Source organism: Providencia sp. PROV114 (assembly GCF_032704305.1).
Lineage (GTDB): Bacteria > Pseudomonadota > Gammaproteobacteria > Enterobacterales > Enterobacteriaceae > Providencia > Providencia rettgeri.
This window is the reverse complement of the sequence record NZ_CP120528.1, coordinates 1,976,110-1,999,292: the sequence shown is the minus strand read 5'-3', so window position 1 is coordinate 1,999,292 and position 23,183 is coordinate 1,976,110. Positions and strand designations below refer to the sequence as shown.

At 42.3% G+C, this 23,183-nt stretch carries 15 protein-coding genes and 1 pseudogene; 11 read left to right on the top strand and 5 right to left on the bottom strand.

Annotation, left to right across the window (positions count from 1 at the left end; translation table 11 throughout):
* Window positions 1-76: 76 nt before the first annotated feature.
* The 9 genes and pseudogenes from mgtE to yegS all read left to right on the top strand — a co-directional run.
* A pseudogene (mgtE, locus tag P3L37_RS08770) lies at window positions 77-1,363 on the top strand (magnesium transporter); the annotation flags it as partial.
* A 584-nt stretch (window positions 1,364-1,947) separates the two neighbouring features.
* Window positions 1,948-3,300, top strand: coding sequence for an MFS transporter (locus tag P3L37_RS08765; protein ID WP_004911396.1), 1,353 nt, complete (start codon window positions 1,948-1,950; stop codon window positions 3,298-3,300).
* 246 nt (window positions 3,301-3,546) lie between these two features.
* Entirely contained in the window at window positions 3,547-4,791 is a 1,245-nt protein-coding gene (locus P3L37_RS08760; protein ID WP_109912431.1) for an MdtA/MuxA family multidrug efflux RND transporter periplasmic adaptor subunit, read from the top strand.
* The gene (locus tag P3L37_RS08755; RefSeq protein WP_004911400.1) at window positions 4,791-7,913 is read left to right on the top strand and encodes an MdtB/MuxB family multidrug efflux RND transporter permease subunit; all 3,123 of its coding nucleotides are present in this window, start codon (window positions 4,791-4,793) and stop codon (window positions 7,911-7,913) included. Before P3L37_RS08760 ends, P3L37_RS08755 begins: the two co-directional genes overlap by 1 nt.
* A complete protein-coding gene (gene mdtC, locus P3L37_RS08750) occupies window positions 7,913-11,014 on the top strand; it encodes a multidrug efflux RND transporter permease subunit MdtC (protein ID WP_272667375.1) in 3,102 nt (1,033 codons plus the stop codon). Before P3L37_RS08755 ends, mdtC begins: the two co-directional genes overlap by 1 nt.
* Window positions 11,004-12,392 (top strand): two-component system sensor histidine kinase BaeS, encoded by a 1,389-nt coding sequence (baeS, locus tag P3L37_RS08745; RefSeq protein WP_109912429.1) that lies wholly within the window; start codon window positions 11,004-11,006, stop codon window positions 12,390-12,392. Before mdtC ends, baeS begins: the two co-directional genes overlap by 11 nt.
* On the top strand, window positions 12,389-13,084 hold the full coding sequence (baeR, locus tag P3L37_RS08740; protein ID WP_109912428.1) for a two-component system response regulator BaeR: 696 nt from the start codon (window positions 12,389-12,391) through the stop codon (window positions 13,082-13,084). Before baeS ends, baeR begins: the two co-directional genes overlap by 4 nt.
* A 128-nt stretch (window positions 13,085-13,212) precedes the next feature.
* Complete coding sequence (yegQ, locus tag P3L37_RS08735; RefSeq protein ID WP_272667374.1) at window positions 13,213-14,598, top strand: tRNA 5-hydroxyuridine modification protein YegQ; 1,386 nt, start codon at window positions 13,213-13,215, stop codon at window positions 14,596-14,598.
* A gap of 462 nt (window positions 14,599-15,060) precedes the next feature.
* Entirely contained in the window at window positions 15,061-15,960 is a 900-nt protein-coding gene (yegS, locus tag P3L37_RS08730) for a lipid kinase YegS (protein ID WP_004911418.1), read from the top strand.
* Window positions 15,961-16,006: 46 nt separating this feature from the next.
* Here the strand turns inward: yegS and thiD are convergent, their stop codons facing one another.
* The 3 genes from thiD to P3L37_RS08715 all read right to left on the bottom strand — a co-directional run bounded on the left by thiD (window position 16,007) and on the right by P3L37_RS08715 (window position 19,393).
* Window positions 16,007-16,804 carry a bifunctional hydroxymethylpyrimidine kinase/phosphomethylpyrimidine kinase gene (gene thiD, locus P3L37_RS08725; protein WP_004911421.1) on the bottom strand — a complete coding sequence of 266 codons (798 nt, stop codon included), beginning with the start codon at window positions 16,802-16,804 and terminating at the stop codon, window positions 16,007-16,009.
* Window positions 16,805-16,998: 194 nt separating this feature from the next.
* Window positions 16,999-17,865: a YjjW family glycine radical enzyme activase gene (locus P3L37_RS08720; RefSeq protein ID WP_109912426.1), complete on the bottom strand. Its 867-nt coding sequence runs from the start codon at window positions 17,863-17,865 to the stop codon at window positions 16,999-17,001.
* The gene (locus tag P3L37_RS08715) at window positions 17,837-19,393 is read right to left on the bottom strand and encodes a YjjI family glycine radical enzyme (protein ID WP_272667373.1); all 1,557 of its coding nucleotides are present in this window, start codon (window positions 19,391-19,393) and stop codon (window positions 17,837-17,839) included. Before P3L37_RS08715 ends, P3L37_RS08720 begins: the two co-directional genes overlap by 29 nt.
* 666 nt (window positions 19,394-20,059) lie before the next feature.
* On the opposite strand from P3L37_RS08715, the gene pagP reads away from it, so the two are divergent.
* Window positions 20,060-20,635, top strand: a complete 576-nt coding sequence (gene pagP, locus P3L37_RS08710) for a lipid IV(A) palmitoyltransferase PagP (RefSeq protein ID WP_109912424.1) — start codon at window positions 20,060-20,062, stop codon at window positions 20,633-20,635.
* Window positions 20,636-20,712: 77 nt separating this feature from the next.
* On the opposite strand, the gene P3L37_RS08705 is transcribed toward pagP, so the two are convergent.
* The gene (locus P3L37_RS08705) at window positions 20,713-22,089 is read right to left on the bottom strand and encodes an amino acid permease (RefSeq protein ID WP_109912423.1); all 1,377 of its coding nucleotides are present in this window, start codon (window positions 22,087-22,089) and stop codon (window positions 20,713-20,715) included.
* A 230-nt stretch (window positions 22,090-22,319) separates the two neighbouring features.
* Window positions 22,320-22,466, bottom strand: coding sequence for a PhoP/PhoQ regulator MgrB (gene mgrB, locus P3L37_RS08700; RefSeq protein WP_004911439.1), 147 nt, complete (start codon window positions 22,464-22,466; stop codon window positions 22,320-22,322).
* A 333-nt stretch (window positions 22,467-22,799) separates the two neighbouring features.
* Here mgrB and P3L37_RS08695 point away from each other — a divergent pair, with 333 nt between their 5' ends.
* Window positions 22,800-23,183: a helix-turn-helix domain-containing protein gene (locus P3L37_RS08695; RefSeq protein WP_004911441.1), complete on the top strand. Its 384-nt coding sequence runs from the start codon at window positions 22,800-22,802 to the stop codon at window positions 23,181-23,183.

Sequence of the window (23,183 nt, the reverse complement as noted above, 5' to 3'; positions counted from 1 at the left end):
AGATGACGAAGAGTTCGTCCATGCGCTTGTTGAAAATGATCAACACGTCAGTATTGATGACAAAGCAATTAGTGAAAAAATTAGTCTTGTAAAAGAATTGCTACTTGATTTACACACTGCGGATATCGCCGATATCTTAGAAATGCTCCCTTATGATGAGCGTCTCGCGTTATGGCGTCTTGTTGATAATAACGAACGTGGTGAAGTCTTAGTTGAGGCCTCCGTATCTGTTTGGGATAGCCTAATTAAGGATATGTCTGACAGAGAACTGCTTCGCGCCGTTGCTAATTTGCATGTTGACGAACAAGCTTATATTGCTGAGCATTTACCTCGTGACACCATGCGCCGGCTCCTCACCTATTTAGAGCCTAGCCTACGTAGCCGCATTCGCGAAGTTTTACAATATGCGAAAGATAGCGTCGGGCAAATGATGGATTTTGAATTCGTCACCGTACGCCCAAATGTGACACTAAAAACGGTTCAACGTTATTTACGCCAACGAGGCAAGATCCCAGAAGCCACCGATAAAATTTTTGTTGTCGATAACAATAATTATCTGCAAGGTGAATTACCACTAACCACTATTTTGACGCAATCCCCTGAAAAAATAGTGGCCGATGTCATGAAAACTGACACTGTGACCTTCTTGCCCGATGAAAAAGGCGAAGACGCCGCTAGTGCGTTCGAACGTTATGACTTAATTTCTGCTGCTGTTGTTGATAATAGCGGCCTACTGATGGGCCGCCTGACGGTTGAAGATATCGTTGATAACATCAGTGAAGAAAACGATAACAGTATTCGTCGTATGGGGGGGTTAAGCCCTGAAGAAGACGTTTTCGCCCCGGTTGGCCAAGCCGTTAAAACCCGTTGGACATGGTTAGCCATTAACCTATGTACCGCTTTTGTCGCTTCTCGTGTTATTGGCGTCTTTGAAGATACCATTTCCCAATTAGTCGCGTTAGCCACATTAATGCCAATTGTGGCAGGAATTGGGGGAAATACGGGAAACCAAACCATCACCATGATTGTTCGCGCCATTGCCCTGCACCAGATACAAAATAATAGTTTCTCTTTCTTAATGTTAAGAGAGCTTGGCGTCGCCTTTATTAATGGCGTTGTTTGGGGCGGAATTATGGGTGTCGTTACCTATTTCCTATATGGCGATATCGCTATGGGCGCTGTCATGACATTAGCGATGATTTTGAACCTACTGATGGCAGCGATTATGGGGGTGCTTATTCCGCTCATTATGCTGAAAATGGGCAAAGACCCTGCTATCGGCTCTAGCGTGATGATCACCGCTATCACAGACACTGGCGGGTTCTTTATTTTCCTTGGCTTAGCCACACTATTCCTCGTTTAAATTTACTTTGCACGCGTCCTGTTTCTTGGCGGGCGCGTGCAGTTTACAAAACACTCCCTGTACTAACAAAATCCCGTTAAAAACCCAAAGTTTCGCAAGTAGGCTTGTTATTTATCTATTAATTAAATGCTTTTATAGTTATTTAGTTCATCGAGATGAATAAAGTTAATTATAACAAAAAATAATTAGGTAATATTTGTTTACTATATTTCAGTAAGAATTTATTAAATTAAATATAATTAACACTGTAACTGACTAATTTAAATATACGATATTCTGCAAAATTCATATTATTAACATCATATAAGGTTATTTATCATCGCACCAAATCAATAATCCAGACAAACAAAACTAATTGGAATGTTATTCTTGTTTTTAGGGTTGAGGTTTACAGAATATAGAATTTCCTGCTATAAATATACACATGCAAAAAAGATACTGTGTATTAAACTAAGTTATACCCATCCAACGTTTTATACCTCTTATCTGCACCAATAAAAATGATTAGCTCATTATTATGAGCCAATGCTTATTATTTTGAATTTATGCAATTTAGTATTTCAGGTAGTTAGAAGGAAACTATAATGACACCGCAAACAGCCAGCCAGCCCTCTGCGAGGCCTTTGGGCAAAGAAGACTATAAAACATTAGGCTTATCCTCTTTAGGGGGTACCCTTGAGTTTTACGACTTCGTTATCTTTGTTTTTTACGCAAAAATTATTTCCCAACTATTTTTTCCAGGGGATAACGAATTTCTCGCACTAATGGCAACACTGGGCCTATTTGCAGCAGGTTATCTTGCTCGTCCTCTTGGTGGCATTATTATGGCTCACTTTGGAGATAAAATTGGCCGCAAGAAAATGTTTACCTTAAGTATTTTCTTAATGGCATTCCCAACATTTGTCATTGGTTTTTTACCGACTTTTGAAACCATTGGTGCTGCAGCCCCATTACTGCTGCTGTTAATGCGTATTATGCAAGGTGCCGCGATTGGTGGTGAAATGCCAGGAGCATGGGTATTTATTGCAGAGCATACACCAAAGCAACGCTATGGCTTAGGTGTTGGTACACTGACTTCTGGGATCACTGGCGGTATTTTATTAGGCTCTATCGTCGCTATTATTATTGAACGCTCTTATACCACAACTGAAATTCATGATTTCGCATGGCGTATTCCATTTATTCTTGGTGGTATTTTTGGGTTTATTTCTGTGTATTTACGCCGTTTTTTACAAGAAACTCCGATATTCAAAGAACTGGCCGCTAAAAAGGCTTTGTCACAAGAATTACCCGTCAAAACTGTGATTAAATCTCATAAGCAAGCCTGTATGATCACGGCGGCACTGACGTGGTCATTATCAACCGCTATCGTTGTCACTATTTTGATGACGCCAGATGTGGTGTTAAAAGGGATCTATAACATTGACCGAAATATTGCATTGCAAGCCAACTGTGCCGCAACATTAACCTTAACATTAGGCTGTATCTTCTGGGGTTGGTTAGGTGATAAAACAGGAACACGTACCTCAATGACTTTATCCTGGGGTGGATTGGCCGTAACGGCAATTTACTTCTATTCGTCATTATCCAGTGATATTGCGGCGAGTACGTTGATTTTTAACTATGGCTTGATGGGCTTCTTTGTTGGCGCGATTGCAACGACACCAATTATCAGTACACGCGCATTTCCACCTGAAATTCGCTATTCTGGCCTGTCATTCGCTTACAATGTGGCTTATGCAATTTTTGGTGGTTTAACACCAATATTAACTGGTGCTTGGTTGCAGCAGTCTCACATGGCACCTGCCTATTATGTTGCTGGCGTCTCATTATTAGCGGTTGCTGTAGCCTTTATTCCTCTATCTTGGAAGGGTTGGACAGTCAATTCTGAATCCTCAAACGAAAAATCTGCGGTTCTAAACGCTTCTAGCTTATAACATTTCTTGCACCCTATTTATTAGGGTGCAATTCTTATTGAGAAAAATTAATTTCCCCCACGCCCTCCTTTACACACACCGCAGCATACAAGTACAGAAATTGACACTTATTCATATTTCCTCCATTTTTCTTTGTACCTATCACGTTAAACTACTAATATGTCTAACTGACTCTTTTTTGTTAGTTTTTTAGTATACAGCCTGACGGATCTCATCCACTTTTTTGAGTTAAGCGAATTACCCAAAATGAATAAACAAAAACAACGTAAACCTTTTATTCGCTCTGCCATTTTTATTGCCATTATTGCGGCAGCTGGCGCTTCTTGGTATTTTTATCATCAAGAAAAACAATCAGATACACAATCTACTGACGCCGTAGCAAAACCAAACTCACAGCGAAGTGCAATGGGCCGCCCACCACGTGTTTTAGCCCCTGTACAATTTGCCGTCGCAGAACAAAAAGTCGTTCCGCGCTTTTTATCGGGTTTAGGCACAGTCCAAGCCGCGAATGTTGTCACTGTAACCAGCCGTGTTGAAGGCCAGTTAATGCAGCTGTATTTTACCGAAGGGCAATACGTCAATAAGGGAGATTTATTGGCACAGATTGACCCTCGCCCATTTGAAGTTCAGCTATCACAAGCAGAGGGGCAATTGGCAAAAGACAAAGCAACATTAGCAAATGCACAATTAGATTTAGCTCGTTATCAAAAGCTTGCTGGCACTAAAGTGATTTCGCAACAAGAGTTAGATAACCAAAAAGCGGCGGTATTACAGGCGCAAGGCAGTATTAAAGTCGACCAAGCGGCTGTTGATAATGCCAAACTGCAATTAACCTACAGTAAAATTACTGCGCCTATCTCAGGACGCGTGGGTTTAAAACAAGTGGATGTTGGAAACTTTATCTCTTCCGGAACCTCAACTCCTCTTGTCGTCATCACGCAAACTCAACCTGCAGATGTCCTTTTTGCGTTACCTGAGGGCGATATTCCCGCGATCCAGCAGGCACAATCCTCTGGTGAGAAAGTATTGATTGAAGCTTGGGACAGAAACAATATCGCGCTAATCGCAAGTGGTGAGCTACTCAGTACTGATAACCAAATTGATGCTGCGACCGGCACGCTGAAAATAAAAGCGCGCTTTACCAATGAAGAAGAAAAACTTTTTCCTAATCAATTTGTTAACGTAAAAATGCAAGTTGAAACGCTGCAAAATGCCGTGGTGATCCCAACCGCTGCACTGCAAATGGGCAATGAAGGCCATTATGTTTGGATACTGAGTGATGATAATAAAGTCAGTAAACACAATGTAACCGTGGGTATGCAAGATAGCCAACAAGTGGTTATTGAAAGTGGGCTCGCGGCAAATACCAAAGTCATCACGGATGGTGTTGATAAACTCACCGATGGCACAACGGTCGAAGTTGTAACCCCTGAAGGCATCGCTAAAAAAGAGCCCCGCAAAGGTAAACCTAATAGCGCGGAGAAAGCGTAATGCGGCCTGAAATGTTAAAAGGCGGTGGGCCTTCTCGTTTATTTATTTTGCGCCCTGTAGCAACCACATTATTCATGGTGGCTATATTACTCGCAGGGATCATCGGTTATCGCTTCTTACCTGTTTCTGCCCTGCCTGAAGTCGATTACCCAACGATTCAAGTTGTTACCCTTTACCCAGGCGCCAGCCCTGATGTGATGACCTCGGCAGTGACAGCACCACTGGAAACCCAGTTCGGCCAAATGTCAGGGCTTAAACAGATGTCATCGCAAAGTTCAGGAGGGGCATCCGTTATCACGCTGATGTTCCAATTAACCTTGCCTCTAGAAGTTGCTGAACAAGAAGTTCAAGCAGCGATTAATTCTGCCAGTAGCTTACTACCTTCGGATTTACCCTATCCTCCAATTTATAATAAGGTAAACCCTGCTGATCCACCTGTACTCACCTTAGCGGTCACCTCTGATGCAATGCCGTTAACGCAAGTACAGGATATTATTGAAACGCGAATTGCCCAGAAGATATCCCAAGTAAATGGAGTGGGCTTAGTGACGTTAGCCGGCGGCCAACGTCCTGCTGTTCGTGTGAATATCAACCCACAAGCCATGGCTGCTAAAGGGCTAGATAGCGAAACAATTCGCCTTGCCATTAATAATGCGAACGTCAACTCCGCAAAAGGGAGTTTCGATGGCCCTACGCGCGCGGTAACGCTGTCTGCTAACGACCAAATGAAGTCACTTGACGACTATCGTCAACTTATTGTGGCCTTCCAAAATGGTGCGCCGGTACGTTTAGGTGATATTGCAACCATTGCACAAGGTGCTGAAAATGCCTATTTAGGTGCATGGGCGAATAATGAGCAAGCGATTGTGATCAATGTTCAGCGACAGCCCGGCGCTAACGTGATTGAAACCACAGATACCATTCGTACGCTATTGCCCGAATTGATTGAAAGCTTACCTAAATCGGTTAATGTCGAAATTTTAACCGATAGAACCAGTACCATTCGTGCATCCGTTAATGATGTCCAATTTGAATTAATGCTAGCCATCGCCCTCGTAGTGATGGTGATTTACTTGTTTTTACGCAATGGAATTGCCACCTTAATACCGGGTATTGCCGTACCGTTGTCACTTGTTGGCACCTTTGCAGTGATGTATTTCTGTGGTTTTTCTGTCAATAACCTCACCCTAATGGCTTTAACCATCGCCACCGGTTTTGTGGTCGATGATGCGATAGTGGTGATTGAAAATATTTCTCGCTACTTGGAGCAAGGCGATAAACCGCTGGTCGCCGCACTCAAAGGGGCTGGTGAAATCGGATTTACCATTATTTCCCTCACCTTTTCCTTGGTTGCAGTATTAATCCCACTGTTATTTATGGGGGATATTGTCGGCCGGTTATTCCGCGAGTTTGCCATTACCCTAGCCGTGGCTATTTTGATCTCTGCTGTCGTCTCATTGACGCTAACGCCAATGATGTGTGCGCGTTTATTAAAACCGGAGTCGCAGCATAAACATAACCGTTTTGAACTAGCGTGTGAGCGCTTCTTTGACCGTATGGTTGCTGGATACGCAATTTGGTTAAAACGTATTCTTAATCACCAATGGTTAACCCTTTCTGTGGCGCTAGGTACCATGGTGCTGACTGTTTTACTGTATCTGTGGATCCCAAAAGGTTTTTTCCCTTTGCAAGACAGTGGAATTATTCAGGGCTCAATTGAAAGCCGCCAATCTATTTCATTTGCAGCCATGGCGCAAAAGCAGCAAGAAGTCGCGTCAAAATTATTAGCAGATCCTGCAGTCGACAATGTCACCACCTATGTGGGTGTTGATGGCAGCAACCCGACATTAAACAATGCGCGTCTCCAAATTACATTAAAGCCTCTTGATGAGCGTGAAGACAGAGTGATGGCGATTATTGATCGTCTCCAGCAATCCGTTGATAACATTGCTGGAGTGAATCTCTATCTGCAACCCATGCAAGATCTCACCATCGATACGCAAGTAGCGCGCACACAGTATCAATTTACTTTACAGGCTGGTTCATTAGAAGAATTAACCACTTGGGTTCCACGCTTGTTAGATGCCCTAGAACAACAACCTGAACTCACCGATGTCAGTAGTGATTGGCAAAATAAAGGGTTAGTTGCCTATGTGAATGTTAATCGTGATACGGCAAGCCGTTTTGGTATCACGATGTCGGCTATTGATAACGCCTTATATAATGCGTTTGGGCAGCGAATGATTTCGACTATCTATACGCAGTCAAATCAATATCGTGTGATATTAGAACATGACACACAAACCCGTGATGGTATGGATGCGCTGAATGATATCCGTCTAAAAGGGACTGATGGTGCCATTGTACCACTGAGTACTTTAGTGAACATTCAAGAAGGTAATGGGCCATTAGCCATTAATCACCTAGACCAATTTCCCGCGGTGACTTTTTCGTTTAATGTAGCGGATGGCGCTTCTCTAGAGTCAGCTGTCAATGCAGTGAAATTGGCCGAATCTCAAATTGCGATGCCAAAATCTATTACAACGCAATTCCAAGGAGCGACTTTAGCCTTTGAAGCGGCACTGAGCAGTACTATTTGGTTAATTGCAGCTGCCATTGTGGCGATGTATATCGTATTGGGCATTTTATATGAGAGTTTTATCCACCCGATTACGATTTTATCTACCCTACCGACAGCCGGGGTTGGTGCATTACTTGCTTTAATGATGGCAGGGAAAGACCTTGATGTCATCGCGGTCATCGGCATCATCTTACTAATTGGCATTGTGAAAAAGAATGCCATTATGATGATTGACTTTGCCCTTGCCGCGGAGCGTGAACAGGGAATGTCCCCTTATGATGCCATCTATCAAGCTTGCTTGCTGCGTTTTCGCCCAATTCTAATGACCACCATGGCGGCCTTGCTGGGTGCCTTACCATTGATGCTGAGTACTGGTGTAGGTGCAGAATTACGTCAACCATTAGGGATTTGTATGGTTGGTGGCTTAATTATGAGCCAAATCCTCACTTTATTTACCACACCGGTTATTTACTTATTGTTCGACCGTCTTTCTCATTACTTTAAAGACCGTCGCCAAGCGAAGAAGGCACAGGTGTCATAATGAAGCGCTTTTTTGCTCTGTTTATTAGCCGACCGGTAGCAACGACGCTTATCAGCGTTGCGATTACTTTGTGTGGTGCCCTGAGCTTTCTGTTTTTACCCGTTTCTCCGTTGCCACAAGTGGATTACCCTGTGATTAACGTGACAGCGTCACTTCCAGGGGCATCACCCGAAACTATGGCGTCCTCCGTTGCGACGCCACTTGAACGCTCTTTAGGCAGTATTGCTGGGATCAGTGAAATGACCTCAAGCAGTGCGCTTGGGCGAACCACCATTACACTAGAGTTCAATCTCGACAAAGACATTAATAACGCTGCACGCGAAGTTCAAGCCGCAATTAATGCCGCACAGAACCTGCTACCCAGCGGTATGCCAAGCCGTCCACGTTATTACAAGTCAAACCCGTCTGATGCGCCAATTATGATTTTGACCATGACCTCAGACACTCTAAATACTGGCGAAATTTATGATATTGCTTCGACGCGTTTAGCCCAACGAATTGCCCAAATTGAAGGGGTTAGTGAAGTTTCTGTGGGGGGAGGCTCGCTCCCTGCCGTACGCGTTGAACTCAACCCAACCGCCCTATTTAACCAAGGGGTTTCCCTTGATGCCGTGCGCTCAGCCATCAGCAATGCTAACGTTCGCCAACCGCAAGGCTATATCAATGATGACGAAAAACGTTATCAGGTACAGACCAATGATGAACTAAAAAAAGCCGCAGATTATCGACCCATTATTGTTCATTATAGCCAAGGTAATGCCGTTAAACTCAGCGATGTCGCCAATGTTAAAGATTCCATTGAAAACGTGCGTGCGGCAGGTATGGCAGACGGTAAACCGGCTATTTTGATTGTCATTCGTCGTGAAGCGGGTGCCAATATCATTGAAACGGTTAACCGTATTCGTGATGAATTACCCGAATTCAATGATATGATCCCCGCCGCCATTGAGTTAAAAGTAGCACAAGATAGGACACCGACCATCCGCGCGTCTTTAGCGGAAGTCGAGCGCGCCCTACTGATTGCCGTTGCCTTGGTGATCCTCGTTGTGTTGCTATTCTTACGTTCAGGTCGCGCTACTTTGATCCCTGCTGTTGCCGTCCCCGTCTCATTGATTGGAACTTTTACGGCCATGTATTTATGTGGCTTTAGTTTAAATAACTTGTCATTGATGGCACTAACGGTTGCGACTGGCTTTGTGGTCGATGATGCGATTGTGGTATTAGAAAATATCTCACGTCATATCGAAAATGGCACAAAACCGTTTATTGCCGCGGTTAAAGGCGTGCATGAAGTCGGCTTTACTGTCGTTTCCATGAGCATTTCTTTGGTGGCTGTTTTTATTCCCCTATTGCTAATGGATGGGCTAGTCGGGCGCTTATTTCGCGAATTTGCTATTACCCTTGCAACCGCTATCGGTATTTCATTGGTGATTTCGCTAACGCTCACCCCCATGATGTGTGCTTATTTACTGAAGAAACGTCCTCGCAACGTCAAAGCCAAACATCGTGGGTTTGGACGTGTGTTACTGCGTTTGCAAGAAAGCTATGGTGTCGCTTTAAATTGGGTGCTCGGACATCGCCGGAGTGTTCTCGCGGTGCTATTTGCCACAATCGGCTTAAATGTTTACCTGTATATCACCGTTCCGAAGACTTTCTTTCCTGAACAAGATACTGGCCGAGTGCTGGGCTTTGTGCGCGCAGACCAAAGCATTTCATTTCAGTCAATGAAAGAAAAAATGACCCGTTTTATGCAGCAAGTTAAAGCCGACCCAGCGACGGATAATGTCACCGGTTTTACTGGCGGTAGCCGAGTAAACAGCGGTTTTATGTATATCTCATTAAAACCACTGGGTGAACGTACTGAAAGTTCAGCTGAAGTCATTAATCGGTTACGCATGAAATTAGCCAATGAGCCTGGGGCTAACCTGTTTATGATGCCAGTACAAGATATTCGTGTGGGAGGTCGACAGGCCAATGCCAGTTACCAGTTTACCCTGCTTGCAGATGAACTTTCAGCATTGCGTGACTGGGAACCCGCTATTCGTAAAGCACTCGGTGAATTGCCACAGCTAACAGATGTGAACTCGGATAAGGAAGACAAAGGCGCGGAAATGGCGATCACCTACGATAGGGACTTAATGGCCCAGCTAGGTATCGATGTCCGTGAAGCTAACAGTCTGCTTAACAACGCATTTGGCCAACGCCAAGTTTCCACTATTTATGAGGCGATGAACCAATATAAAGTCGTGATGGAAGTTGCTCCTGAATATACGCAAGATGTCAGTGCTCTCGACAAAATGTTTGTCATCAACAAAGATGGAAACGCTATCCCACTGTCTTATTTTGCACGTTGGCAACCCGCAAATGCACCGCTAAGTGTGAATCACCAAGGGCTATCTGCTTCATCCACTATCGCGTTTAATGTTGCGGACGGCTATACCTTAAATGATGCCATTGTCGAAATTGAAAAAACCATGACTGCACTTGGCGTACCATCGACGGTAAGAGGCACTTTTGCAGGAACGGCACAAATATTCCAAGAAACCTTACAGTCACAATTGTTTTTAATTTTAGCCGCCATTGTGACCGTTTATTTGGTTCTGGGTATATTATATGAAAGTTATATTCACCCACTGACTATTTTATCAACCCTACCCTCTGCAGGTGTCGGGGCATTATTAGCTCTTGAATTATTTGATACGCCATTTAGTTTAATCGCCTTAATTGGCATCATGCTATTAATTGGGATCGTCAAGAAGAACGCGATTATTATGGTGGATTTTGCCATTCAAGCCCAGAGAACGGCGGGTTTAACCGCCCGAGAAGCCATCTTTCGTGCCAGTTTATTACGTTTTCGCCCTATTTTGATGACAACACTCGCAGCTATTTTTGGTGCATTACCGTTAATGTTGGGTAGTGGTGATGGCGCAGAACTCCGTCAACCTCTCGGGATCACCATTGTCGGTGGCTTAATAATGAGCCAATTGCTAACGTTATTTACCACCCCTGTTGTGTATTTAAGTTTTGATAGCTTGAGACAACGTTGGCAGCGCAAGAAATCAGTAACGCAGCAAATTGCGGAGGATACCCATGAAGCTTAGGTTGAATAGCGTGAGTACTCGGCTTTTTCTGGCTATTTTTGCGACATGCTTGTTGTTAGTGCTGATTATGCACCAAGGCGTACGCATGAGTTTCCAGCACGGCTTTATTGATTATATTAAAGAAAATGATCAACAACGCGTTGAGCTGGTTTCTTCTGCCCTTGCCGAACAATATGAAGAAATGGGCAATTGGCGGTTTTTGATTGGTAATGATCGCATTTTCTTTCGCATTTTGCGTTCTGTAGAACATCAACAACATCGTGGCCCGATGCGCCAACGCTGGCGAACCTTTTTTTGGGTTTATGATACACAAGACCGACTCATTTTCGGGCAAGACACGCCCTTGCCGAGTAAAGTTCTTCGTGAACCTATTGTTACTAGCAATGGCGATACCGTCGGCTGGCTCGTTGCCAGTTATGAAACAGGAATTAGCAGCGCCCTTGACCGCCGTTTTGATACCAAGCAAATGTATACCAGTTGGATCATCGCTGGGCTATCTTTGTTTGTGGCTCTGATTGCCACATTGTTCCTTGCTCGTAGCTTTTTAAAACCGATTAAGCGGTTACTCGAGGGCACTAACCGGCTCGCCAATGGTGACTTTGCCACACGAGTTCCTGAATCTGGCCGCGATGAACTAGGGCAACTGGCTAAAGATTTTAACCATCTGGCCTCGACTCTCGAAAAAAACGAACAAATGCGTCGTGACTATATGGCGGATATTTCCCATGAACTCCGCACACCATTATCAGTTCTGCGAGGCGAATTAGAAGCAGTGCAAGATGGCGTCCGGCAAGCCACTCCCGAAACAATCAATTCTCTACTCAATGAAACCCAAACTTTAATTAAGCTAGTTAATGACCTCCACCAGCTCTCATTATCGGATAGAGGTTCATTGGTCTACCGTATGCAACTTACCGATATTATCCCTTTAATTGAAATGGCAATAGGCCAAGCCCGCTGGCGGTTAGAAGACCAACAACTTTCAGTTGAACGGAAATTTATTGCAGAAGGCTACGTGTTTGCAGACCCAGATCGCATCACCCAGTTGTTCTATAATTTAATGGAAAACAGCTTACGCTATACGGATCCACAAGGTAAAATTGCCATCCAAATCACACAAGACCAAGACCAGCTCTGTATAATTTGGCAAGATAGCGCCCCGGGGCTTACAGCTGAGCAATGCCAACATTTATTTGAGCGTTTTTATCGCGCTGAAGGCTCACGTAATCGCGCCAGTGGTGGTTCCGGTTTAGGACTGGCCATTTGCTATAATATTGTTGAGGCTCATCATGGTACAATTTCTGCAGCACCGTCATCATTAGGAGGTGTCAAAATTACCATCAATTTGCCGATTCAATTAAAAGATAAAGGGTTATGATCATGGCTGAACAGAGCAATACCCCTATTTTGGTTGTGGAGGATGAACCCAAACTAGGCCAACTGCTGTTTGATTACTTACAAGCTGCAAACTACCAACCTGCGTTAATTGCACGTGGCGACGAAGTCATTGAGTATGTGAAACAACACCAACCTGCGCTCATTTTATTAGATTTAATGTTACCGGGTCTGGACGGTATTTCAGTGTGTCGTGAACTGCGAAAATTCAGTGATGTTCCCATTATTATGGTGACGGCAAAAACTGAAGAGATTGATCGCTTATTAGGGTTAGAAATCGGCGCTGACGACTATATTTGTAAACCATTTAGCCCACGAGAAGTTGTGGCTCGTGTCAAAACGATTTTACGTCGTTGCCAACCAAACATAACGACCAACAATAACCAAACCAAACTTATTATCGATGAAAATGCCTTCCAAGTACGCTATGGCTCACAGTTACTTGAACTCACACCTGCTGAGTTTCGGTTGCTTAAATTTATGTCTGATAATGCAGGCATGGTATTTTCTCGCGACCAGTTACTGGATATCTTGTATGACGACCACCGCGTGGTAACAGACCGTACAATTGATAGCCACGTCAAAAATTTACGCCGTAAATTAGAGTCCCTCGATAACGAAAAAACTTTTATTCGGTCAATCTATGGCCTTGGCTACCGTTGGGATGAATGTTAAGTAACCAATAGACATACTATTCTTGTGGGATATTTGGTTTTTTTAGCAAATAGGAGTAAAATCCCCATCCCTTAAAAACACTCTCTCGTATGAGTGAGTGCTGACTTGACATCAGATAGAGAATAACCATGTTTACACCAGAGCTTTTATCCCCCGCCGGTTCGTTAAAAAATATGCGCTACGCTTTTGCGTATGGGGCAGACGCCGTTTATGCAGGCCAGCCTCGTTACAGCTTACGCGTACGAAATAACGAATTTAATCACGAAAACTTAGCCAAAGGCATTCAAGAAGCCCATGAGCTGGGTAAAAAGTTTTATGTGGTCGTGAATATTGCCCCTCACAATGCGAAATTAAAAACCTTTATTCGTGATTTAACCCCCGTCATTGAAATGGGACCAGATGCACTGATTATGTCTGATCCTGGCCTTATTATGATGGTTCGTGAAGCGTTTCCTGAGATGGATATTCATTTATCTGTGCAGGCCAATGCGGTTAACTGGGCATCGGTGAAGTTCTGGAAACAAATGGGCTTAACACGCGTGATCTTATCGCGCGAATTATCCCTCGACGAAATTGCTGAAATTCGCCAACAGGTACCGGAAATTGAGCTTGAAGTTTTTGTCCATGGTGCCCTTTGTATGGCCTATTCCGGCCGTTGTTTACTTTCCGGTTATATTAATAAGCGCGACCCTAATCAAGGGACTTGCACCAATGCTTGCCGCTGGGAATATAACGTACAAGAAGGTAAAGAAGACGATGTGGGTAACATTGTCCATATTCATGAGCCCATCCCAGTACAAAATGTGACGCCAACCTTAGGTGCGGGTGCGCCAACAGATAAAGTCTTTATGATAGAAGAAGCCAAACGACCTGGCGAGTATATGACCGCCTTTGAAGATGAACATGGCACTTATATCATGAACTCAAAGGATTTACGCGCAATCGAGCACGTAGAAAATTTAACAAAAATGGGTGTTCACTCATTAAAAATTGAAGGCCGTACAAAATCGTTTTATTACTGTGCTCGTACTGCGCAAGTCTATAGACGTGCAATTGACGATGCTGTCGCTGGAAAACCCTTTGACCCAACGTTACTCTCCACTTTAGAAGGATTAGCGCACCGTGGTTATACTGAAGGCTTCTTACGTCGCCACACCCACGATGCCTATCAAACCTATGAATATGGCTACTCTGTTTCTGAAACTCAGCAATTTGTGGGTGAATTTACCGGCAAACGTGTCAATGGTATGGCAGAGGTTGATGTAAAAAATAAATTTAACGTTGGAGATAGCTTAGAGATGATGACACCTGCGGGTAATATCGTCTTTACCTTAGACGCCTTAACAAACCGCAAAGGTGAAACGATTGATGTTGCACCAGGCAACGGCCATGTGGTTTATCTGCCAATCCCTGAAGATGTTGATGTCAATTTTGGTTTGTTGATCCGTAACCTAGCAGGAACAACCACCCGAGCACCTCATCAAACTCAGCCAGAAAATCAAATTGCAGGCTAATCACCACTTAGTTATTTTTAAATAGCTTGTTCACTATAAGCCAAAACCTCATCGTTTAATACTTTGATATTTTGGCTTTTTTTAATATATAAAACGATATTATTTCACTTTATATGCTTTTTTCTTATATGATAATCATTCGCGTTATTGACATTTCCATTAAAAAATGCGCTGAATATCCAATTTTATGCAACAGATCACATCAATTGGTTATTCAATATCGTATAGTCACTCTCGAAAACGAAGAACTAGAAAGTCATAAAATAAGACTAGGAACCACCTCCTTGGCTGGCTCAATCTCCCTTGAGCTAGCCATTTCTTTTATCTGCTACTTTATTTCATTTCTCTTGTTAACTCTATTTCTGTAAAAAAACTAAAAAAAGCTCATCAATATTTTATTAATCCATTTATACTCATTTTAACGAATATTTGACATACGTTAAGCCAAATGGATGGGTATTTATGAATCAATATCAGTCAGCCATGGTTATTCTTAATGGTAAACAAGCAAATCACATTGAGCTGCGAAAAGCCATTACTCACCTGCGTAAAGAAGGCCATAAAATTCAAGTCCGTATTCCTTGGGAGCTGGATGATACGCATTATTTTATTTCTCAGGCGATAAAACACGGTGTTGATACCATTATTGCCGCCGGAGGTGATGGCACAGTGAATGCGGTTGCCAGCACCCTGATGAAGTTCCCTAGCGAGTCTCGTCCTGCTTTAGGGGTCCTTCCGATGGGTACAGCAAATGATTTTGCCACTAGCGCGAATATCCCAATGGATATTGAATCTGCCCTAGCACTCTCATTAAAAGGCAAAGCTGTGCCTATTGATATTGCGCAAGTCAATGAGCAATATTATTTCCTCAATATGGCCACTGGCGGCTTTGGGACACGTATTACCACCGAAACACCTGAAGCACTAAAGTCAGCATTAGGGGGAGCGGCTTACGTGATAAATGGCTTACTGCGTCCTGACACACTAAAAACGGACATTTGCCATATTGAAGGGGAAAATTTTAGTTGGGAGGGAGAAACGTTAGTCATTGCTGTCGGAAACGGCCGACAAGCAGGTGGAGGTCAGCAATTGACACCACAAGCACTCATTAATGACGGTGCATTAAATTTACTGATTATTCCTGCAAGGGATGTGATACCCGCATTTTTATCGAATTTATTTTCAGCTGATAAAAACGAACACTTAGTTGAAAAGCAATTATCGTGGGTAAAAATTTCATCTCCTCACGATATGATCTTAAACCTTGATGGTGAGCCATTATCGGGAGATACCTTTACGTTCTCAGTGCAGCCAAACGCCATTCAGTGCCGGTTACCTCCTCAATGTAACTTATTAACTTAAAGCATAATATGAAAGCCCAAGTATTTGGGCTTTCAATCTTTTAAGGTTACCACCATGCATGGAAGTGATGCACAGGACCGATTCCCTTGCCGACTTCTAAGCTATCCGCTTGTTCTAACGCGGCTTGTAAATACGCTTTAGCCTGCGTAACCGCTTCTTGCCAAGAAGCGCAACGAGGGCGCAATGCAGCCAAAGCTGCTGACAAAGTACACCCTGTACCATGGGTATTTTTAGTATTTATACGAACTGACGTAAAACGCCATTCACCTTCTGGTGTGATTAACCAATCTGGGCTTTCAGCATCACTTAGATGACCACCTTTCATCAATACCGCTTGGCAACCTTTCTCAAGCAATTTATACCCTTGAGTCAGCATTTGGCTTTCTGTTTGTGCGACTTTTTCGTCTAACAATACCGCGGCTTCGGGTAGATTTGGTGTAATAATAGAAACGAGGGGTAATAACTGTTGACGTAGCGCATCAACCGCATCTGGTAATAGCAACGGGTCGCCACTTTTAGCCACCATTACAGTGTCCAATACCACATACGGAATAGGATATTGTTTCAGTGCATTCGCCACAACTGCGACATTACTTTGGTTAAACAGCATACCGATTTTAGCGCTATCAATTCGCACATCACTGAGAACCGAGTCTAATTGTGCCGCTACAAATTCAGGGGGTAAGTCTTGAACAGATTGCACACCTCGGGTATTTTGAGCCACCAATGCTGTCATCACACTCGTACCATAAGCCTCTAATGCAGAGAACGTTTTTAAATCTGCCTGAATACCCGCCCCACCCGATGGGTCTGTTCCGGCTATGGTTAACGCATTGATCCTCATGTGTGATTCCCCTTTTCGTCGGCTAAAGCAATTGAATAGATTGATAAGCAAGGTTTACTGACATCATTTTAAACCAAACAATAAAACCGCCTTAATTGTCTCATAACATTTAACAAATACCAGCGGTTAGTGAATGAATTTTAATGAGTTAGATAAAAAGAGAGGATATCTCACACAGGAAAAATTGACATGATTTATAAGTACACATTAGGCAAATGAATATGACCAACGCCTCGTTGTCGTAATAGTTGAGCGAATGCCTCCACTTCTGTTTGGGTTGCCGCAGGCCAGCTAGCTGCTTCATTTTTTACGCCATGTTGTTGAAAGGCGTTAATCTTTATCCGTGTGTTTGTAGGCAATTGATTTAGGAAATCAGCAAGTTTATCAATATGCTCTAAGTAATCTGTTTGCTGAGGAATATACAATAAACGCAATTCATACAATTTCCCCGCTTGCCCCAAATATTGAATTGATTGAAAAACACGCTGGTTATCTTTTCCTGTTAGCCTTAAAGCACACTCATCACTCCATGATTTCAGGTCAATCATCACGCCATCCGTATACTCAATCACTTTATTCCAACCCGCAGAAGCCAGATGCCCATTACTGTCAATAAAGCAGGTTAAATGCTTGAGCTCTGGTGTGGCCTTAATTGCTTTAAATAATTCAATAATAAAAGGTAATTGTGTTGTTGCTTCCCCACCACTAATGGTTACGCCATTCAGGAAAACAACATTTTTTTTCAAATCATTGATTGCGTCATTAACACTTAATGGCACCGTCATCGGGCTTGAATTTTTAGTGCAAGTTTGTAAACAGGTATCACAAAGCTGGCAGGCATCGCTATCCCAGATAACCTGACCATCTACAAACAATAACCCATTGTGAGGACAGGTAAAAACACAGTCCCCACAATGGTCACAAAGCGCCATGGTATATGGATTATGGCAATTCAAACACCGTAAATTGCAACCTTGCAAAAAGATAACATGCCGATTACCCGGCCCATCTACACAGGAAAAAGGAATAACCTTATTCAGCGTAGCGCATCGATTGCTCATGACTAATTACTCGTTGCTGACGGGCTGTAATTTTACAGTTCTTAGTCGCTTCCTCCCCTAACCAGGTAGTGTTACTTCTAGAACCTTGTTCTTTGTATTTTTCGATATCCGACAGACGTACCATGTAGCCAGTAACACGGACTAAATCATTACTCGCCACGTTTGCAGTAAACTCACGCATTCCACAGCTAAATGCCCCTTTGCATAATTGCATTAGTGCTTGCGGGTTTTGTTTAATCGTTTTATCGATGGTTAAAATGTCACTGATCCCAGATAAATAGTGTTTGTGATGAGGAGCTACGGCTTGGATATGCGAAACAGGATCCGGCTCTTCACCGTATGGAATGCGAGCCCCCGGTGTAGTCCCTATATCCGAACTGATCCCAGATTGAGCATGGAGCATGGCTCGGTTTTTATAACCATATTTAACAGGTGTGGTTTCGACAAAGTCTGCCAACTGTTCACTGATTTGATAAGACAGTGGTAAGGCGGGTGAATTTGCTTGATATGCGCCTTTCGCTCCGTCTTTTTCCATGAGGATATTCACGGCTTCGGCTAAACCATAAATACCAAACATCGGGGCAAAGCGTTCTGGTTCTATTAACCCTTCTTGGACAAGAAAACTGGTTTGGAAGAAGTTTGATTCCTCAAATAAAAATGCGCTACGTGTTTCTATGAGTTCCATTTGTAACTCACAATACTTTTTCAATTGCACATTTAAAAAATCAACTGAATTTTGACTGCGTAATGCAACCTCGCGCAAATTAATACGGACTAAAGTGCTTCCTCCACCTGCAACAGGCAATGCATTATAACAGCTGACAATGCCGTAACCTTGTTCATCAAATGCAGCACGATGAATAATATCATTCGCAATATGCGGTTTGCTACATTCACAAATATTTTCAATCGCTTGTAAGAAAAGTGATTCAGGTGTGCGCTGTGGGTGGTAAACAAATGTCAGGTTAGGTGCTACTTGTTTCAATTCCGCATCGATACGTAAAATCAAACGGCAAATCACGTTGTCATCCGGCCCAATATTGGCATGCATAAAGGCATCAGGTAGAGTTCGGTCTAATTGTATCCAAAATCTTTTTAATTTTGGATACAATTGTTCTTCTGTCAACTCACCTACATATGGCATGAGTACTTTATCTAAGTACCCTAAAAATACAGGGAAATTGGTTACCGACGGAACGTGATGATACAAAATCATCAGATGATTAAGCGCATCATCAAAGTCCTCTGCAGGGGCTAATTCTAAGTATGTTGAACCTTGATTGAGGTATTTTACATAGTCAGGCAACACATAGCGCGGCTTATATGGTGCATTTCCTTCATACATATCACAAATAACACGTTCACTTAACGCCTCTGCGAGGGGTTCGCTCATCGCAAGATAGGGAATGTGGCTATCCGCTTCTACCGCTAAAAAATTGGCTTTTTGTTTTGGTGATAATATTTTATCTGTGGCGATAGCCAAGCATTTAGCTTGGTATTCAGTCAGTGGTTCTTGGCGTTTCATCATGGTGATGTTCCTTTTTTAGTTAGAAGCTAATGTTGCTTACAGCAATGTATCTGCCATAAACTTTCAAAAATTAGCTCCTAGCCGTGTTGACATGCAGCAACTTATAACCGCCGCCTATGTCCTCCATTTCATCCCATTGAGACAAGTCATTATTTGACGTGCGTCATACTTTTTGGATTTGTTTACACGCTATTTTTCATAAATGTCTGCTCTATCAACATTACTAGTCGTTATCACCTAAATAATACGAAATATCTCTTTATTACAGAAAGTTAGCCACAGCTATAATGAGTGATACATTAGTTTTTCTTATCTTTTTTTAACTCAATTCAGCTCATTTATTTTCATCAAGTAATCACATTATCTAATTTAAAAATGGAGTATTTTGTCAATTATTGGTTTTTAGGAGAATTAACCTATTCAATAACCAATTTGATGAGCTAATATCCCTTTCTACTGTCGGTTATCCCCCTTAAAAATAGGCAAAATTAAACAGTTCTAATATGACCAGCGAGTTATTATCCTTAACTATGTAATTAATACTGTTATATTCTGTACATCTTAATTAAAATAATTGAGCTCAAAATTATAATAATAATGCTAATCTGATAATCATTAGCGAGCTAATCATCATTTTTATATCTGCGATACAGAACTGGATTTACAATGAGAGTTTATAAAAACATACAGTTGGCTGTAGGTGCTTCGCTACTCATGAGCGCCTCAATCTGCATATCATCGCCTGCCGTTGCGCAAGAACAATCGGCAAATTTATGGGATAAATTTAAAAATAATGTCAGTACCACATGGGACTCTGACAAATATGAGTTATATGTTCCAGCGGTGACTTGGCACAACCGTGCAATGTACGACAAGAAAAAAACGGATGAGTATAACGAGCGACCTTGGGGTTTTGGCCTTGGTAAATATCGTTATGATGAAGACAATGACTGGCATGCTATCTATGCAATGGCATTTAAAGATTCACATAATGATTGGGAGCCAATTGGTGGTTATGCATTCCAAAAAATGTGGATCCCAGGGGACATTGATGGTTTTCGCATGGGAGCAGGTTTCACTCTGAGTGTCACTGCCCGTAGGGATATGTACTATATTCCAATCCCAGCACCGCTCCCGCTAGTATCAGTGGAATATGACAAGCTTTCGCTGCAAGCCACTTATATTCCAGGGACTTATAATAACGGTAACGTATTATTTGCTTGGCTACGTTGGCAATGGTGACCTAACGACTTCATCGCAGTATAAAAAGACCGGTCGGGTATTCCCACCGGTCTTTTTATTATAAGAAAAAACCAAATCTAACTTAATTGTTGGCTTTTGGCTAAGTCTTGTTTTTTAGCCCCTGAGAATTGGTATCCAACCCATAGAACTGCTATCCATAATGGCATAATTAATACTGAAATGCGCAAACCGTCCATTGTTAGGATGATCCCTAAAATCAGCAGTAAAAATGCTAAGCACAGATAGTTCCCAAATGGATACCAAATGCTTTTAAATTTCGTTTCAACACCTTGTTTGTTCATTGCTGCTCTGAACTTCAAATTTGAAACACAAATCATAATCCAGTTTAGAACTAACGTTGTCACGACCAATGACATTAACAATTCGAAAGCTTTACCTTCCATCACAAAGTTAATTAAAATCCCGCCAGAAGTCGCAATACCTGAAACCAATAAAGCCATGACGGGAACGCCACCTTTATTCACTTTCGCAAGAAATTTAGGTGCGTTACTTTGTTGTGCCAAGCCATATAACATACGGCTTGTCGCGTAAGCCCCACTGTTATACACCGACAACGCAGCGATTAGAATGACAACGTTCAATGAATTAGCAACCAGTAAGTCCCCTAATTCATGGAAAATTAATACAAATGGGCTTGTTTTGCCATCAAGGTCAACCCAAGGATATAATGCGAGTAATACCGCTAACGAGCCAATATAAAAAATTAAGATACGGTATACAACTTGGTTAATCGCTTTTGGAATGCTTTTATCTGGGTCTTCTGCCTCTGCGGCGGTAATACCGACAAGCTCTAATCCCCCAAATGAAAACATAATAATTGCCAAAGCCATTATTAGCCCATTAAAGCCATTAGCAAAGAAACCACCATATTCCCATAAGTTACTGACTTTCGCTTGTGGGCCGCCATGACCGCTGAGCAGTAAGTAGCAACCAAAAATAATCATAGCAACCACTGCAATGACTTTGATTAATGCAAACCAGAATTCCGTTTCCCCATAAGAGCGCACATTGACCAAGTTAACCGCATTCACAGCAATAAAAAATACCGCAGCAGAAACCCATATCGGGAGCTCAGGCCACCAATGTTGCATATATTTACCTGCGGCGGTGAGTTCTGTCATCCCAACAAGGATAAACATGACCCAGTAGTTCCACCCTGAGAGAAAACCCGCAAAGCCACCCCAATACTTAAATGCAAAATGACTAAACGAACCCGCGACAGGTTCCTGAACAATCATTTCTCCCAACTGGCGCATAATAAGAAAAGCAATAACCCCACACAGTGCGTAGCCAAGTAAAACCGATGGCCCTGCCATTTGTATGGTTGTTGCTATTCCAAGGAATAACCCTGTACCAACAGCGCCTCCCAAAGCAATCAATTGGATATGCCTGTTTTTTAATCCCCGCTTTAGCGTCTGTTGCTGTTGCGCCATAACTTTACCCTTTCGTCCTCTTACTTGCTTTTTATCGTCCAAAATAATGATAATGACACAAGTTTATTTGAATTTTCTTATTAACACTACATTCTTCTGGCGCTGTTTTTACCATATCTTACGGCCCAAAAGCAGGTGCTATTAGTTATTTTTTTTCATCACATAACAAAATGATACAGCGGGATAGCTACCCCAACTCAATATCATGGATTGTGCATTAAAAAGCAAATTCAAAATGGTAACAAGTCAGTTACACGACAAATACCAAAAATAAAGTTTTCTCCTCCCTGATCACACAGGTTGTCCATCGCTAAGAGATAGAAAAAAAGACACGCTAAAACAGCACTTACAGCAATAATTAATTTACGACCAAACACCGACAATTCCTTCATATTTCTATGATGATTTTATTTTTCAAATGATTACAATATTAAGGTACTGCCATTTTATGATAGATATCATTTATGGCATTGCACGTAATGCGTTTATAGAATAAATGGTACTCTAATTTAGAGCGTCAAATTTGAGGAAAATATGCAATTAACCTCTTTTTACAAAAATTCCGCTCATTTTAGGTGCTATTGGCCAGTAACTTATTCTGATTGTGCTTTTTTTACCCTAAAAATGGGAAATACCGCACAAGCAGCCTTTGTCATCATGAAATGAAGTTGTGTATACTTCTGCTACCGTAAAACTAGAAAACATTTGAGATGCCACAAGATAACCACTTAGCACTTGTTTATGCTTTGAGTAAATGGATAGAAGAACACTTAGGGCGCGTGATCCACTTAGAAGAGCTCGCGGCTTATTCAGGCTATTCACTTTGGCATATGCAAAAAATCTTTAAAGAAGTCACAGGGATTTCACTGGGTAAATATATCCGTCAACGCCGTCTTGCTGGTGCGGTTAACTTACTGCGCAATAGCAGCCAGTCTATTTTCGATATCGCTCTGGATTTTGGTTTTGGGTCACAATCCCACTTTACCTATATGTTCCGTAAAGAATATGGCATTACGCCATTTGATTTTAGACAGAATGACCAAATTCAATTAGATGTGAAGCAACCGCTTCATTTGATTCATAATTATGAGTGA

Excerpts from the sequence above, each read along its gene's own strand:
- P3L37_RS08695 (WP_004911441.1), top strand. The coding sequence starts at position 22,800 with ATGCCACAAGATAACCACTTAGCACTTGTTTATGCTTTGAGTAAATGG.
- P3L37_RS08760 (WP_109912431.1), top strand. The coding sequence starts at position 3,547 with ATGAATAAACAAAAACAACGTAAACCTTTTATTCGCTCTGCCATTTTT.
- baeS (WP_109912429.1), top strand. The coding sequence starts at position 11,004 with ATGAAGCTTAGGTTGAATAGCGTGAGTACTCGGCTTTTTCTGGCTATT.
- P3L37_RS08755 (WP_004911400.1), top strand. The coding sequence starts at position 4,791 with ATGCGGCCTGAAATGTTAAAAGGCGGTGGGCCTTCTCGTTTATTTATT.
- mdtC (WP_272667375.1), top strand. The coding sequence starts at position 7,913 with ATGAAGCGCTTTTTTGCTCTGTTTATTAGCCGACCGGTAGCAACGACG.
- yegQ (WP_272667374.1), top strand. The coding sequence starts at position 13,213 with ATGTTTACACCAGAGCTTTTATCCCCCGCCGGTTCGTTAAAAAATATG.
- yegS (WP_004911418.1), top strand. The coding sequence starts at position 15,061 with ATGAATCAATATCAGTCAGCCATGGTTATTCTTAATGGTAAACAAGCA.
- P3L37_RS08720 (WP_109912426.1), bottom strand. The coding sequence starts at position 17,865 with ATGAGCAATCGATGCGCTACGCTGAATAAGGTTATTCCTTTTTCCTGT.
- thiD (WP_004911421.1), bottom strand. The coding sequence starts at position 16,804 with ATGAGGATCAATGCGTTAACCATAGCCGGAACAGACCCATCGGGTGGG.
- pagP (WP_109912424.1), top strand. The coding sequence starts at position 20,060 with ATGAGAGTTTATAAAAACATACAGTTGGCTGTAGGTGCTTCGCTACTC.
- P3L37_RS08715 (WP_272667373.1), bottom strand. The coding sequence starts at position 19,393 with ATGATGAAACGCCAAGAACCACTGACTGAATACCAAGCTAAATGCTTG.
- baeR (WP_109912428.1), top strand. The coding sequence starts at position 12,389 with ATGATCATGGCTGAACAGAGCAATACCCCTATTTTGGTTGTGGAGGAT.
- P3L37_RS08705 (WP_109912423.1), bottom strand. The coding sequence starts at position 22,089 with ATGGCGCAACAGCAACAGACGCTAAAGCGGGGATTAAAAAACAGGCAT.
- P3L37_RS08765 (WP_004911396.1), top strand. The coding sequence starts at position 1,948 with ATGACACCGCAAACAGCCAGCCAGCCCTCTGCGAGGCCTTTGGGCAAA.